Genomic DNA, 13,921 nt, shown 5'->3' with positions numbered 1-13,921 from the left:
AAATGGCTGGGGACATCGACCGCGAGGGGGTCGAAAAAGCTTATGGGCGCTGGGCGCCGGTCTACGATCTGGTTTTCGGCAAGGTGTTCGACGAGGGCCGCCGATCGACCATCGCTGAAGCCGACAAGATCGGCGGACGCGTTCTCGACGTCGGCGTCGGTACGGGGCTGTCGCTGTCTGAATATTCGCGCAACACGAAATTGTGCGGCGTCGACATTTCCGAGCCGATGCTGCGGCGGGCGCTCAAGCGCGTGCGCGAGTTCGGCCTGACCAATGTCGAAGCGCTTGCGGTGATGGACGCCAAGAACCTGGCGTTTCCGGATTCGTTCTTCGATGCGGTGGTGGCGCAATATGTCATCACGGCGGTGCCGGATCCGGAACGCACGCTGGATGATTTCATCCGCGTGCTGAAGCCCGGCGGCGAACTCATCCTGGTCAATCACATCGGCGCCGAAACCGGTCCGCGCCGCGCGTTCGAACTGGCGTTCGCGCCACTGGCGCGGCGGCTGGGCTGGCGGCCGGAATTTCCGTGGGAACGCCTGACCGACTGGGCCGCCAAACATGGCGGCGTCACCTTGACCGAGCGGCGGCCGATGCCGCCGATGGGACATTTTTCGCTGATCCGTTTTCGGAAATCATGAAGCGCAGTCGCCTATTGGGGAACCTCCGCGTGCGCGGACCGTTTTCCCGGCATGGCAATGCACCGGGCGCTTCTTCTTTCATGTGTGTTGATGGCGGCGACAAATATGGCGGGCGCTCAGGCCCCGCCCAGCCCGGCGACGCCACCCGCCCAGACCGCACCGCCATCGCCCGACCGCGCCGCCAATGTCAATTGCGCCCCGATGCAGCAGGCGCCGAATTCCGGCGCGACGGTTCCGGAGGGGAAGGCGCGGGAAGGAACGACCACCGGTCAGCGGACCGAGCCGCTCGGCGACAAACTGGCCCGCTCGGAGGGCGTATTGTGTCCGCCCCCGGGCGTTGATCCCGAAATCCATGCGCCCACGCCGGAAGATGGCAAGACGCCGGTGATTCCGCCGCCCGGCAGCCCCGGCGGCGACCCGTCAATCCGGCCGAAATAGCGCAATTTTGCAGATGCTTGGCCGGACGGCTCGCTTTGCTTGACAGGTCGTCGACCCGCTCCTTATATGCCGCGCGTTCGCGACCGCGGCATTGCCTGCCGCCACCGCGATGCCGTGGCGGGGTAGCTCAGCTGGTTAGAGCACGGGAATCATAATCCTGGGGTCGGGGGTTCGAGTCCCTCTCCCGCTACCAAACTTGCGATTTTTGCACGCCGGCCTGCGACTTGTGCAGTCCAGTCCGGCAGGTTTGTGGTTCGACATCGCGCTCTGGTATAGCCGCCGCGTGCCCATCAGCCCTTCACCAAATCCCCCAGTAGGTTGGCCGTCACGGTCAGTTTGGCGAGCGTCAGACCGCTGACAGCAATCTCCTCGACCGAGCGGCGGATACGCGTCGCCTCAGGATGAGCCGCGAGCCAGATCTCGGTAGCCTGCCGGCCGCATTGGCCGGTTGTCAGCATATCAGCGGCCAATTTTCTTTCGGCTGCTGCGATCTGGTCAACCGCGCGGTCGATGGCAAGACGTTCGAAATGATCGTTTGCGGGCACGCTGCGCGCGGCGACGATGATGGGATTGAGATGGAAGTCGGCCTCGGCAGCGAAAAAGGTCATGGCGGCGTCGCCGATGGCGCGGGTGGTGCGCTCGGCGACAGTCACGATATCCGGTGCGGAGACCAAGGCGTCGAGATCGGCGAGCTCCTCTGCGAGATCGGTGGGAACGCCGGCATCGATCAGGTCCTGTCGCCGCTTGCTGCGGCCGGCCTGCAAGTCCTGCGGCAGGGCGTTGTCGAGTCCGGCGGCGATCTCGCGGATACCCGGGCCGAAGCGCGAGATCACCGCGTGCAGACCGGTTTTGAAATCAACGTTGCGCAGGTACCAGACCATGCGGGAGAGCAGGAGATCCTGAATCGCCGCGTAGAGGCCGAGTTGCACTTGACCGTTGATCTTGGTGTCGAGCGCATCAATCGCGTTGTTCAGCCGCTCGAGTCCGTAAGATTCCTCCACCGCCACGAAGGCCATGGCGATGGTGGATACGTCGGCATCCGTCTCATCGATCAGGCGCCCGATGCAGGTCGGGCCGCCGCGATTGATCGCGGCATTGGCAAGATTGGTGGAGATGATCTCCCGCCGCAGACGATGGTGTTTGATGGAATCGGAGAATTTGTCTCGAATCTCGTGCGGGAAATATTTTGACAATTCGCCGGTGAGATAAGGGTCGTCCGGCACGCTCGTGACGAGCAGATCATCGTAAAGGGTGAGCTTGGCGTAGGCGAGCAGCACGGCGAGTTCCGGCCGCGTGAAGGGCTGGCCGCGCTGCGTCCGCGCGGCGATTGCGACGTCGTCCGGCAGGAACTCAACGGCGCGGTCGAGCAGGCCTCGCCGCTCGAGCGATTGCATCAGGCGGGCAAGGAAGCCATTGTCGGCCACGCCCTTGCGTTCGGCCAGCGACAACGAGAGCGATTGAAGATAGTTATTGCGAAGCACCAGCGCGCCGACCTCGTCGGTCATCGCGGCAAGCAGGCTGTTGCGGTCACTCGGACTGAGGTGTCCGTCGCGTTCGGGGCGTGCCAGCGCAATCTTGATATTGACCTCGACGTCAGAAGTGTTCACTCCGGCCGAATTGTCGATGGCGTCGGTGTTGAGCTTGACGCCTCTCTGCGCCGCTTCGATGCGGCCGCGCTGGGTCACGCCGAGATTGGCACCTTCGCCGATCACTCGGGCGCGGATATCAGAACCGGTAACGCGGATCGGATCATTGGCCCGATCGCCCGCCTGATCGTCGCTTTCTGTCGACGCGCGGACATAGGTGCCGATGCCGCCAAACCAGAGCAGGTCGACGCGTGCCTTCAGAATCGCCGTCATCACCTCGAAAGGCGTGGCCTGTGGCTTGTCGAGGTCCAGCAGGGTGCGCACTTCCGGCGCGAGCGGAATCGCCTTGAGCGAACGCGAGAACACGCCGCCGCCCTGCGAGATCTGCGATTTGTCATAGTCCTGCCAGCTCGACCGCGGCATGCTGAACAAGCGCAGGCGCTCGGCGTGGCTAGTGGCAGCGTCGGGCGAGGGATCGATGAAGATGTCCCGGTGGTCGAAGGCCGCCACCAGCCTTGTCGCCGGCGAAAGCAGCATGCCATTGCCGAAGACGTCGCCGGACATATCGCCGACGCCTGCAACGGTGAAGGGCATGGTCTGGATGTCGGTGCCGAGTTCGCGGAAATGTCGCTTGACGGCTTCCCACGCACCGCGCGCCGTGATGCCCATTTTCTTATGGTCGTAACCCTGGCTGCCGCCGGAGGCGAAAGCGTCGCCGAGCCAATGGCTCTTCTCGACTGAGATCGCGTTGGCGGTGTCGGAGAAAGTCGCCGTGCCCTTGTCGGCCGCGACGACGAGATACGGATCATCCTCGTCGTGCCGCAAGGTGTCGTCGGGCGGCACGATCGCATCCCCATCGAGATTGTCGGTAAGTTCGAGCAGCGAGCGAACGAAGATGCGGTAGGCTTCGGTGCCTTCCGCCATCCAGGCCTCACGATTGGAGGGCGGCGGCAGGCGCTTGGGCACGAAGCCGCCCTTAGCGCCGACCGGCACGATGACGGCGTTCTTGACCTGCTGTGCCTTGACAAGGCCGAGGATCTCGGTGCGGAAATCCTGCGGCCGGTCGGACCAGCGCAGGCCGCCGCGCGCGACCTTGCCGAAACGTAGATGGATACCTTCGACACGCGGCGAATAGACAAAGATCTCGTAGAGCGGTCGCGGAGCCGGCAGGTCATCGATTTTGCGGGCGTCGAACTTGAAGGAAATCACCGGACGCGGATGTCCGTCCTGGCCAATTTGCCACAGATTGGTGCGCACGGTGGCCTGCACCAGATTGGTGAAGCGGCGCAGGATGCGGTCTTCGTCTAACAAGGCGACGGATTTGAGCTGCTCCTCAATCTCGGCGAGGAGAGCCGCCTCGCTCGCCGAGCGCTCGGCATTGGTGGCAGCGAGGCGCGGGTCGAAGCGAGCCTGGAACAGCGCGACGATGCTGGTGGTGATTGCGGCGCTCTTGCGCAACGTCCCCCACATATAGTCCTGGCTGAACGGAGCGCGGATCTGGTGCAGGTAGCGGGAGAGTGCGCGGATGGCCGAAACTTCGCGCCAGCTCAAGCTCGTGCGCAGGATGAGGGCGTTGTATCCGTCGGATTCGGCGCGATCGCCCACCACCGCCATGATCGAGGCTTCCAGGCGACGGGCGAATTCCTCGGTAACAACGACCGGTTTGCCGTCATTGGCCTCGATCGTCATGTCGTGTAGCCAAACCGGCGCGGGTGCAGGCGTGGCGCTGGGCGTAATCTCGTACGTGCGTTCGTTGACGACGCGCAGGCCGTGATTTTCGATCACCGGGACGCGATAGGACAGTGATAGCGGCGTACCGCGCGAAAAGACCTTAAGGCCGAAACGCGTCGGATCATCACCGTCGGTGCGGTAGACCGAAAGCGACACGGGACGAGCGGCGCTGAGCTTCTCGATGGTGGCGATGTCATTGATGGCCTGTGAGGCTTCGAAGATCTCCGTATAGCCGCCGGTAAAGGCCCGGGCATAACGGTTGGCGAGAAGGCGCGCCCGCATGCCGTCAGTGGTGTTCGCGAGTGCGGCTTTCAGCTTGTCACCCCATGTTGCGGTGATTGCGCTGATCCCGCCTTCAAGCGTGGCACGCTCGACGACGGGCGTTTTGCCTTCATAACGCCCGATGATGTAGTGGACGCGCGCAAGCAAACCTTCGGGGAAGGACACGTAGGAGGCTGCCAAGGTCCCCTTGTATACCTGGGCCAGGAAGGCGGCGACACGCGTTCGTACGTCGGTGTCATACTTCTCGCGCGGAATGAACACGAGGATGGAGACGAAGCGGTCAAATTTGTCAGCCCGTGCCAACGCCCGCAGGCGAGGGCGTTCATAAAGCATCAGGATTTCCATGACGAAATTATAGAGCGTCTCGATATCGACCTGGACGATCTCGTCGCGCGGATATTCTTCGAGGATATGCAGCAGTGCCTTGCCGGAATGGCTGTTGGGGTCGAAGCCGGCGCGCTCGAGCACCTGCGCCACCTTGTGGCGGACATAGGGGATTTGTCGCACCGAACGAGTATAGGCACCCGAGGTGAACAGGCCGACGAGGCGCAGTTCGCCCTCGAGCCGGCCGTCCGGCGTGTACAGTTTGATGCCTACGTAGTCCATCTGGACGCGGCGATGGACGCGGCTGCTGACATTGGCCTTGACAACGATGAGGAGGGTCGGCTCGCGCATAAATTCGCGGATTTCCTGTGTCATCACCACCATTTCGGTGCCGCGGCGTAGCACCCTCACATCAGGATCGCGCAGGATGCCGAGACCTTCGCCGCTGCTGATCTCGTCCGAAGGTGCGCTGTCGGGCGAGAAGCGATATTCGCGCAGGCCCAGGAAAGTGAAATTGTCGGCGCACAGCCATTGCAGGAACTGGTTGGCTTCGGCCACCTCGTCGATCGGCAGCGGCGGCGGATTGGAGCTCAAGGTCTTGATCGCCCCTTCGACGCGGGCGCGCATGGCTCGCCAGTCGGTCACGCAGGCGCGCACGTCGTTCAATGCCTTGGTGAGGCCGTCGACGAGCTTCTCGCGGTCGGCATCGGCGTCGAGCCGCGTGATGTGGAGATGGATCAGGCTTTCGCGCTCACCCCTTGCCTCTTCTGGCAGCGTTTCGCCGTAGAAATGCAGGAGCTTACCCTTCTCGTCGCGCTCCACTGCAATGATCGGATGGGCGACCAGCGTGACTTCGATGCCCTGCTCGGCGAGTTCCGCCATAGTCGAATCGAACAGGAAGGGCATGTTGTCGTTGAGAACTTCGAGCACGGAAATCTCGCGCCCGTCCGGCATCATTGGATTGATGACGCGGATATCGGCACGGCCTGCCGTGCGTTGCTGCACATGCTCCCAAGCCTGTTCCGCCAGGAAGGCGAGGGACGAAGCATCGTAGCTAGTAAGATCCTCGCTATTGGTGTGGCCGAACAAAAGTTCAGCAAAAGTCCGGGGGGGTTTTCCCGGCTGGACGCTTCCCGCTGCATCGCGGATCAGGGTTGCCCTGGCCTTGTCGTCACGCCACGACGCCATAACATCCTCCATTTTCCGCGCCATCCGACCGCAGGCGCGATCGTCCGCTTGACTTTGGAGTGCATTTCTTCGAGCGCCATTGTCTCGACCGCGATTAATCGCGTGAGGGAAATCCCTGGTCTCGGAGCTTCAATAGCTCCGAATAAGGATACCACCCTAGAGCGGCCTGCGCCAGCTATTGCGGTGCGACCCAGGTTCGACAATGTCGGTGGAGATGCTGCCGCGTGCGGTGCGTCTACGTCCCGATCTGCTCGTTCGCTTCCATGAGTCGGACGATTGAAGAAAATATCGCAGGTTCGGTTGGTGTGGGGAAAGGCGGTAGCGGCCCCCCGCTACCAAAGCCCTTTTGCCGAAGCTGTCAGGATCGAGAGAGGTAGCGTGGCAGTTCGCGCTCGAACTCGGAAAAGTAACGGGAGATCACGGTGATGTCGAAACGCCGCAGGATCGATTCCTGGGGCTCGCGATCAAGCAGAAATTGGAATGCTGTCTCGATGCAGCGCTCGGGCGTGTGCGTGCCCTTCGTTAGTCGTTCGCAAGTCTCTCTTGCCATCGTGACGTGATGGCGAGTCTCGCCGTTTCCCACACGGACGATGACCTCGAATTCAAGTGGATCGCCTTCGCCGGTTCGCTCGACCTTGATCACAGCCTGCTCTCACCTCTCACCGTCGTTGCACACCTTCATGCTAACACCGCACGGCGGTTCAAAGAAAGTTGCGAAGGCTCGCCGCAAGTTTCATTTAACGCCTCTGCAAACGGATGATAGTGGAGCCGAGCGCACGTTTCCTGATGGAACTGCGACCGCACGGAAGATCACGTTGGGAGCCATGTGGATTTTCCATGTGGGATTTTCGGCGGCGAGGCGATCGATCGTCGGCGGTTTGCCGGCATTTGGGATGACTTCCTTATCCGCGGTCGGCTGGAGTGGAACTGCCGGCGCGGCAGATTGTTGGGCCCACAATTGCCGCGAGCGTCTGAGCGCCTCTCACAGGAACTGACGGCGAGCCGGCCCCAGCGTCCGACGTCAGAGCCGCGGTGAGGCGATGACAAGCTATGGATGTGGACATGGCTCATGAAAGTGTACCTTTGAGCTGCCGTCGGCCTTCGGTCATGGGCGGAACCATCGCCGTGATCGTGGTGATCGCGAGTATTGCACAGGCACAAACTATCGGTACGCGAGGTCAGACTCCTTTCGTGGGCGAGCCCTCGACGTTGGTGCATCGCGCTGCCGATAATGCAGATGGCGGTGGACCTGGCGACTTTGCCGATCTCGCCGAAAGAGTTCAACCTGCCGTGATTGGGGTCAGCTCCAAAGCTGCTGCGACCTCCAAAGGCCTACCCGACCGATTATTCGGTACACCTGATCAGGGGCCTCCGAACAAGCAGATTCCGGCGCCGAATGCCCGTGATCAACTGGTCTCGTTTGGCTCCGGCTTCTTCATCTCCGCGGACGGTTATGCCGTGACGAACAGTCACGTCGTGGAAGACGGCGATACGGCCGAGATCCGCACCAACGACAACAAAACCTACCCTGCAAAAGTCATCGGAAAGGATTCGTTGACTGATGTCGCCCTGATCAAAGTCGACGGGCGCAGCGACTTCAGTTACGTAAAACTCGTCGATCAACTGCCGCGCGTCGGCGATTGGGTGTTGGCTGCTGGCAGCCCGTTCGGGCTGGGAGGCACGGTCACGGCCGGCATCGTTTCAGCGCGCGAGCGCGACATCGAAACGGGCTCCGTGATGGATTTCATCCAAATCGATGCGCCGATCAACCAAGGCAATTCCGGCGGCCCGAGCTTCAATGCCCGCGGCGACGTCGTCGGCGTCAACAGCAAGATCCTTTCATCCAGGGAAGGCTCGGTGGGCGTTGCTTTTGCGGTCCCCGCAGACACGGTCAAGGCCGTGGTATCGCAACTGAAAGACAAGGGCGCTGTCACGCGCGGATGGCTAGGGGCCAAAGTTCAACCGGTCACTCCGGACATTGCCGACAGCCTCGGCGTGAACCATCTGCACGGTGCGATCGTGGCGGACGTTCAGGACGACGGTCCGGCTGCCAGGGCCGGATTGAGACGCGGGGACGTGATCACCGCGGCGGAGGGGCAGCCGATCAAGAACGCCAAAGAATTGACCAAGAAGATCCATGCGATGGCGCCAGGCTCCTCGATCCGGCTCGCCATGCTTCGCGAAGGAAGGGAGAACTCATTGAATGTGGCTCTAGGTCAGATGCCTGATCAGCCCAAGGTCCCTCCGACCATGCGCAGGTAGTGGGACCGGAATCCTTCAGTCATCATCCCAGCCGGTCCACACCAGGGACAGACATGCAAAAAGGGAGCGGTTCAATGTGCGACTACAGCCTGCACTGCGTCGAATCACGTGCTGCAAGATCGGGAGAATTGCTGATAACGAGCAAATTTCCCAATACCGTGACACGCGGCTTCTCCGCGGTCGGAGAGCCAGGAATTGCCGTGTGCCTCTCGCCGGGTACTGAGCTTGTGTTCAGCGAAGACGCAGTCAGTGATCATCCGTTCGCGGAGCTATTCCCAGACATGCGGTTCGGCAGCATTGGGGCGCGGCTCGCGCGCTTCAGGCAGATCAATCAGGAACTGAGCGACAGGCACCACGACGCGCTCGAGTTTGCGAACGGCAGGATCGTGCCTCTTACACGGCTGCGCCCCGGTCAAACGGCAACCGTGCTGCAGCTTCCCGCACAATACAAACCCGACAAGGAGCCGTTGGAGGCGGCAGCACAAACATCGCTCGTCGCTCCCCCGGAAGAGCGGGCAGTTTGAGTTTGCCGGCAATTGAGCCGATCGTACGGCCTTGCGCAGCCGCCGGTCCTGGTCTTCGGTGCTCTCGCGAAATCGGCGGCTATTGCTACTTTGCATGGGGTTGTTTTCGATATTTCGTAGTTGGGAGCTCCACCTCCTCCCGCATCGATCTCAATGGCAATCGAGCGGACCAGTGGCCTTTGCCGTCAGATGATGCGGGTGCATAGCGAAGCTCCCAGGGCCATCAGGAGGATCCCGGTGAGCCTGTTGAACCGATCCAGCGCGGCTTTCTGCAAGCTTCAAAACAGGGTGTTCGTGCTGAGGACGAGGAAGAGATACCAGGATGCACTGCCGAGCATCACACCGATGGGCATCGCCAGCGCGCGTTCCATGATCAGCGGCTTGCCGGTTTCCAGCGCGGACGTGAAGCCCAGGTACGGCAGTATCGTCATCGGGTTGGCGGCGGCGATCAACAGGGTCGATGTATAGGCCGAAAGCAAATCTGCGCATGTCGGATCTCCGCATGTCGAGCCGTGCGCCGCGCCCGTGGACACGAGAATGGTTCTGAGGCCCATCAAGACCAGCACGATCCCTCCCGTGATGCGCAGCGGCGTGTGCAGGGCGAGCGTCATCTGCGTCAACACGGTCCCGCTCGCCACGGCCAGGCAACTGAACATCGCGTGTGCCGTTGCCGCACCCATGCCGCTCGCGACCCCAATCCAGATTCCGAATGCCAGCGTCCGCTGCACGCACATCAAGCCAATCGGGCCGAACGGGATGGCGACGCACAAGCCCAGCGCCACCGCCGGCAGCAAGTGCGCGATGAACGACGTCATTTCCAGAATGGCTTGGCTGCTTCGGTCATGGCCTCTTGCCGCGTCTTGCCGATGTCCTTGAGAAAATGGTCATCGAGCTCCGCCAAGGCTTGTCGCTGCCGCGACCGCTCCGAACACTCGGCACACCAGTGTAGAAACCGTAGTCCCCATCCAGGTCGACGATTGCTGGATGCAGCGCTTCCGCTCGCCGCTTCTTTCCAACTCGTGAGCGTATTGACAATAACGGACATGGTGAGTCCTCCCGATACGAAGAAGTTGCGCGGATGACTAGCGGCATCCACGTTGCCGGCGTGTGAGCTCGTTCACCTCTCACGCCTTCGTGCGATGACGAGCTATCGTGGGCGGTCAGGGTGTGCTTGCGGTTTCAATGCGAGCGGCCATCGTCGTGGCGGGCGTACTCGCGCACGGTCGCATCGCGTTCCGCGTAGCTCGCCGTCTGGTCAATATCGGCGCATCTATCTGACGCAGCGCGCGTCAGCGGGCCCCAACATTAGAAAGCGAAGCGGTATGAATTAGAAAGCGAAGCGGTATGACGGAAGGTCCAATCTGCGGATAATCAATCAGTCCAATTCAGGCGGAGTAAACGAAATTGGTCTGCCCGCAAATGTATGAATTGGCACTTCTGACAGGCCTCATGTTCTCCTACGATGCGAAGGCCGCGTAGGAGCCCATGATTTCAGATGTAACCGAATTTCTTGGCCGCGAAATCACCCTGCAACGGCGCTCTTTGACGATGTGCGTGTCGTCGAATCAATTTGCGGGAGAAGATCATGGAAACGAAAATCCGTGCAAGGCGCACAGCGATCGCGGCGGAGCTTCCTTCCGCCGTCCCGCTGATGGCGCTTTCGACCGGTTTCTGGGCCTTCAAGACTCTGGCCGCTGCGCACGAGTTGGACCTCTTCAGCCGCCTTGCGGGCGGCGCCGGCACCACGGTTGCGGAGCTGGCGGGTGCGCTCGGCCTGCATCAACGCCCCGCCGAGATGCTGTTGACCGGCTGCGCTGCACTCGGGCTCCTGGAGAAAACCGGCGGCCGCTATCGCAACACGCCCTTAAGCGAAGCCTATCTCGTGAAGGGCAAGCCGTATTACTTCGGCGGCTTTGTGCAGATGCTCGACAAGCGGCTCTATCCCGGCTGGGGCAGGCTCACCGAAGCGCTGCGCACGAACCGGCCAACCACGTGGGACCCGGCGGCGCAATCCTCGATCTTCGACGGCGAGGATCCGATGATGCTGGCGCTGTTTTGGGAGGCGATGCATTCGATCTCCACGATGACTGCGCGCAAGCTCGGCGAAGCCGTGGATCTCAGTCATTTCCGCCGCCTCCTGGACATCGGCGGCGGATCGGGCGCGTACGACATCGAGCTTTGCAAACAGTATGGGGTGCTGCGTGCGACCGTGTTTGACTTGCCGCATGTGGCCGCGATCGCGGCGGGAAAGATTGCCGAGGCCGGTTTGACCGACCGGATCGAGACGGCAGGCGGCAGCTTCTTCGAGCAGCTTCCGAAAGATCACGACGTGCATCTCCTGTCGATGATCCTGCACGATTGGGACGACGCGAAGAACCGCGCCCTGCTGCGCCGGTCCTTCGAGGCTTTGCCGAGCGGCGGCGCAGTCGTCATCAGCGAGCTTCTCGTCAATGACGAAAAGACCGGACCAGCGCCGGCCGCGCTGATGAGCCTCAACATGTTGATCGAGACGGAAGGACGAAACTACACGCCGGCCGAATATTCGGCGTGGCTGGAGGAAGCCGGATTCCGGCACATCGAGACGGTCTGGTTCGAAGCACCCGCCGCGAACGGCGTCGTGATCGGCCGCAAACCATAAGTAAGAAGCCGCAGGTCGGTGGTTCTACATAATTCTATGCTCAACATGGTTCGGGCGTCGAGACATACGTTCATCGAAGCATCTGCGCAGCCGCCTCAGCCCTTCGGCAATCCGCGCCGTCGCGATCGGCCCATATCCCAGGACTATGCCGGTCGGAGGCTTTCTGTCCACCTGCCAGCGCGACATCGTACCAACGGCAACGCCGAGATCAAAGGCTCGTGATACAATCGCATCGATATGATCAACGGACGCACCTCGCGCGCAAGCGGTGATGTGCAGCCCGGTGCTCGATGGAACGAGGTCGAGGCAATCGCCGAAGTCCCTCTTGATCCCCGCGGTCAGCATCTCATGCCGTTCGCTATAGATGCGGCTCACCCTGCGAATGTGGCGCGCAAACGTGCCCTCGTCGATGAACTGCGCCAGCGCGCTCTGCGCTATTGTCGCTGTATGCCAATCGGTGACGAATTTCGCCTTGTGCGCCGCCTCTCGCAGTGACGGCGGCACGACCATGAAGGCCAGCCGGAGAGCCGGCAGCAACGTTTTTGAGAACGTGCCGACATACACAACGCGACCGGTCGAATCGATGGTCTGAAGCGGCTCGAGCGGACGTCCGCCGAAGCGAAACTCGCTGTCATAGTCGTCCTCGACGACAACCGCGTTGTTGCGCTCGGCCCAGGCAAGCAGCGCACGTCGACGCGACAGGCTCATTGCCACGCCGAGGGGAAACTGATGCGACGGCGTCACGTAGACCACCCTGGCCTCGGCCGGCAGCGCCTCCACGGCGAGTCCTTCGCGGTCGACCGGCACACCGATCACGCGCGCGCCCAGCGCCTTGAGCAACTCCTTTAAAGGTCGATAGCCCGGATCCTCCATCGCAACGACATCACCGGGCCCGAGAAGCACGCGAGCGACGATATCGACCGCCTGTTGGGTGCCATTGGTCACGATGACGTCGTCGGGCGATGCGGAAACGCTGCGTGAGATGCCGATGTGGCGAGCGATCGCCGCGCGCAGGTCCGAAGTGCCCGCAGGATTCTCGTAGACGCCTGCCGCCATCTCGCGCGAGCGCAGCGCATGGGCGACGACCCGCCGCCAGGCTCGGTGTGGAAACAGCGAAGCGTCCGGAAGCCCGGTTCTGAAGTCGAAACGCGCCGCGTGGTCAAAGCCTATCGGAGGCGCTATCGTCTCCCAAACTTCACGCACCCGAATTGCGCGGACCGTCGATCGTCTTGTGTTCGATGCCGGACGTTTTGCCTCAAGGTGATGGCTGACGAACGTCCCGGCGCCCGGATGGGATGTCGCGAATCCTTCCGCGAGAAGGCTTTCATACGCAATCGTCACCGTCGATCGCGCAACCGTCAGCGCGGCGGCTAGTTCCCGCGTGGGAGACAGCCGCTCCCCAGGCCGAAGGCGCCCGTCCAGAATTGCCTGTCGGATCTGACGGTAGATTTCTCCGCTGAGGTCACTTCGACCAACAAGACTGACATGAAAGGCCACAGTCCTGAGCCCTCTTTCCTTCGCATTGGACCGGCAACCCTACATATAGGTGAACGTTCCATCATACCGCTCCGCAGGTTCCGCAAGCGAGCATTCACGGACTGTCAGAGCCGCGCGGCGGGCGAGGCGCCGCGGCGGCCATCTCTTCAAGGGGGAACCGGCAATCTCACTAGAATTGGAACCCGTGTCCTCGCGCGGCGTTCCCCACCGCGGGGCGGACGTGTGCGACCGCTGGTGGCGCGCGGCGTGAACGTCTGAATGCATGTTTCGTCGATTAACTCAGTATAAGAGTCGCGATGACAAAATTTCCCATGACGGCCGCGGGCTACGCTGCCCTTGCAGATGAACTGAGGCACCGCATCCGCGTCGAGCGGCCCGATCTTGTTCAGCGAATTCAGCAGGCGATCGCCGACGATCCAAATCTGGTTGAGAATTCGGAGTATCAGGTTGCGCTTGCAGAGCAAAGTGTCAACGACGCTCGAATTGCCGAGTTGGAAGACAAACTCGCGCGTGCCGATATCGTCGACGTATCCAAGCTTTCCGGCAATACCATCAAGTTTGGCGCCACGGTGACGCTGATTGATGAGGACACCGGCGAGAAGCGGGTCTGGCAGCTCGTGGGCGAACCGGAAGCCGATGCGAGCAAGGGGAAGATTTCGATAACTTCACCGATCGCCAGGGCGTTAATCGGAAAGAGCAAAGGGGAAACCGTGGCTGTCGAGACGCCAGGCGGCGGCAAGGCTTTCGGGGTCCGACAAGTGGAGTGGTTTGAGACAAAGCGAAAAAGGCGCGAGCAGGTGTGAGACGGCG

General features: G+C 61.8%; 11 protein-coding genes and 1 tRNA gene. 7 read left to right on the top strand and 5 right to left on the bottom strand.

Annotated features, from left to right (window positions below; genetic code table 11):
* Positions 1-2: 2 nt before the first annotated feature.
* The 3 genes from LMTR3_RS02080 (at position 3) to LMTR3_RS02070 (ending at position 1,272) form a co-directional block, all read left to right on the top strand.
* Complete coding sequence (locus LMTR3_RS02080) at positions 3-641, top strand: class I SAM-dependent methyltransferase (RefSeq protein WP_065743443.1); 639 nt, start codon at positions 3-5, stop codon at positions 639-641.
* A gap of 51 nt (positions 642-692) precedes the next feature.
* Positions 693-1,079 (top strand): hypothetical protein, encoded by a 387-nt coding sequence (locus LMTR3_RS02075; protein ID WP_065743442.1) that lies wholly within the window; start codon positions 693-695, stop codon positions 1,077-1,079.
* 116 nt (positions 1,080-1,195) lie between these two features.
* A tRNA-Met gene (locus LMTR3_RS02070) sits at positions 1,196-1,272 on the top strand.
* A 97-nt stretch (positions 1,273-1,369) separates the two neighbouring features.
* Here the strand turns inward: LMTR3_RS02070 and LMTR3_RS02065 are convergent.
* Both LMTR3_RS02065 and LMTR3_RS02060 read right to left on the bottom strand, forming a co-directional pair.
* Positions 1,370-6,202 carry an NAD-glutamate dehydrogenase gene (locus tag LMTR3_RS02065; protein WP_065743621.1) on the bottom strand — a complete coding sequence of 1,611 codons (4,833 nt, stop codon included), beginning with the start codon at positions 6,200-6,202 and terminating at the stop codon, positions 1,370-1,372.
* A gap of 346 nt (positions 6,203-6,548) precedes the next feature.
* Entirely contained in the window at positions 6,549-6,833 is a 285-nt protein-coding gene (locus LMTR3_RS02060; RefSeq protein ID WP_065743441.1) for a hypothetical protein, read from the bottom strand.
* Between the two features lie 464 nt (positions 6,834-7,297).
* Between LMTR3_RS02060 and LMTR3_RS02055 the strand changes: the two genes are divergently transcribed.
* The gene (locus tag LMTR3_RS02055; protein WP_065743440.1) at positions 7,298-8,452 is read left to right on the top strand and encodes a S1C family serine protease; all 1,155 of its coding nucleotides are present in this window, start codon (positions 7,298-7,300) and stop codon (positions 8,450-8,452) included.
* 74 nt (positions 8,453-8,526) lie between these two features.
* Complete coding sequence (locus LMTR3_RS02050; protein WP_065743439.1) at positions 8,527-8,976, top strand: hypothetical protein; 450 nt, start codon at positions 8,527-8,529, stop codon at positions 8,974-8,976.
* A 278-nt stretch (positions 8,977-9,254) separates the two neighbouring features.
* On the opposite strand, the gene LMTR3_RS02045 is transcribed toward LMTR3_RS02050, so the two are convergent.
* Positions 9,255-9,791, bottom strand: a complete 537-nt coding sequence (locus LMTR3_RS02045; protein WP_065743438.1) for a LysE family transporter — start codon at positions 9,789-9,791, stop codon at positions 9,255-9,257.
* Complete coding sequence (locus LMTR3_RS36035) at positions 9,788-10,021, bottom strand: DUF1127 domain-containing protein (RefSeq protein WP_084029366.1); 234 nt, start codon at positions 10,019-10,021, stop codon at positions 9,788-9,790. The genes LMTR3_RS02045 and LMTR3_RS36035 overlap by 4 nt, the downstream gene beginning before the upstream one ends.
* 540 nt (positions 10,022-10,561) lie before the next feature.
* Here LMTR3_RS36035 and LMTR3_RS02040 point away from each other — a divergent pair.
* Positions 10,562-11,614, top strand: a complete 1,053-nt coding sequence (locus LMTR3_RS02040; protein WP_210184669.1) for a methyltransferase — start codon at positions 10,562-10,564, stop codon at positions 11,612-11,614.
* A gap of 24 nt (positions 11,615-11,638) precedes the next feature.
* Here LMTR3_RS02040 and pdxR read toward each other — a convergent pair whose 3' ends face one another.
* Positions 11,639-13,111 (bottom strand): MocR-like pyridoxine biosynthesis transcription factor PdxR, encoded by a 1,473-nt coding sequence (pdxR, locus tag LMTR3_RS02035; RefSeq protein ID WP_065743437.1) that lies wholly within the window; start codon positions 13,109-13,111, stop codon positions 11,639-11,641.
* 296 nt (positions 13,112-13,407) lie between these two features.
* On the opposite strand from pdxR, the gene greA reads away from it, so the two are divergent.
* Complete coding sequence (gene greA / locus LMTR3_RS02030; protein ID WP_065743436.1) at positions 13,408-13,914, top strand: transcription elongation factor GreA; 507 nt, start codon at positions 13,408-13,410, stop codon at positions 13,912-13,914.
* Positions 13,915-13,921: the final 7 nt, after the last annotated feature.

This window comes from Bradyrhizobium sp. LMTR 3, assembly GCF_001693485.1.
In the GTDB taxonomy this organism is placed as follows: Bacteria; Pseudomonadota; Alphaproteobacteria; order Rhizobiales; family Xanthobacteraceae; genus Bradyrhizobium.
Note: the sequence above shows the minus strand (reverse complement) of the source record. Positions and strands in the feature narration are given on the sequence as shown.

What these genes read in the sequence shown, in the direction of transcription:
- LMTR3_RS02080 (WP_065743443.1), top strand. Translation starts at nt 3, where the DNA reads ATGGCTGGGGACATCGACCGCGAGGGGGTCGAAAAAGCTTATGGGCGC.
- LMTR3_RS02075 (WP_065743442.1), top strand. Translation starts at nt 693, where the DNA reads ATGGCAATGCACCGGGCGCTTCTTCTTTCATGTGTGTTGATGGCGGCG.
- LMTR3_RS02065 (WP_065743621.1), bottom strand. Translation starts at nt 6,202, where the DNA reads ATGGAGGATGTTATGGCGTCGTGGCGTGACGACAAGGCCAGGGCAACC.
- LMTR3_RS02055 (WP_065743440.1), top strand. Translation starts at nt 7,298, where the DNA reads ATGGGCGGAACCATCGCCGTGATCGTGGTGATCGCGAGTATTGCACAG.
- LMTR3_RS02050 (WP_065743439.1), top strand. Translation starts at nt 8,527, where the DNA reads ATGTGCGACTACAGCCTGCACTGCGTCGAATCACGTGCTGCAAGATCG.
- LMTR3_RS02045 (WP_065743438.1), bottom strand. Translation starts at nt 9,791, where the DNA reads ATGACGTCGTTCATCGCGCACTTGCTGCCGGCGGTGGCGCTGGGCTTG.
- LMTR3_RS36035 (WP_084029366.1), bottom strand. Translation starts at nt 10,021, where the DNA reads ATGTCCGTTATTGTCAATACGCTCACGAGTTGGAAAGAAGCGGCGAGC.
- LMTR3_RS02040 (WP_210184669.1), top strand. Translation starts at nt 10,562, where the DNA reads ATGGAAACGAAAATCCGTGCAAGGCGCACAGCGATCGCGGCGGAGCTT.
- greA (WP_065743436.1), top strand. Translation starts at nt 13,408, where the DNA reads ATGACAAAATTTCCCATGACGGCCGCGGGCTACGCTGCCCTTGCAGAT.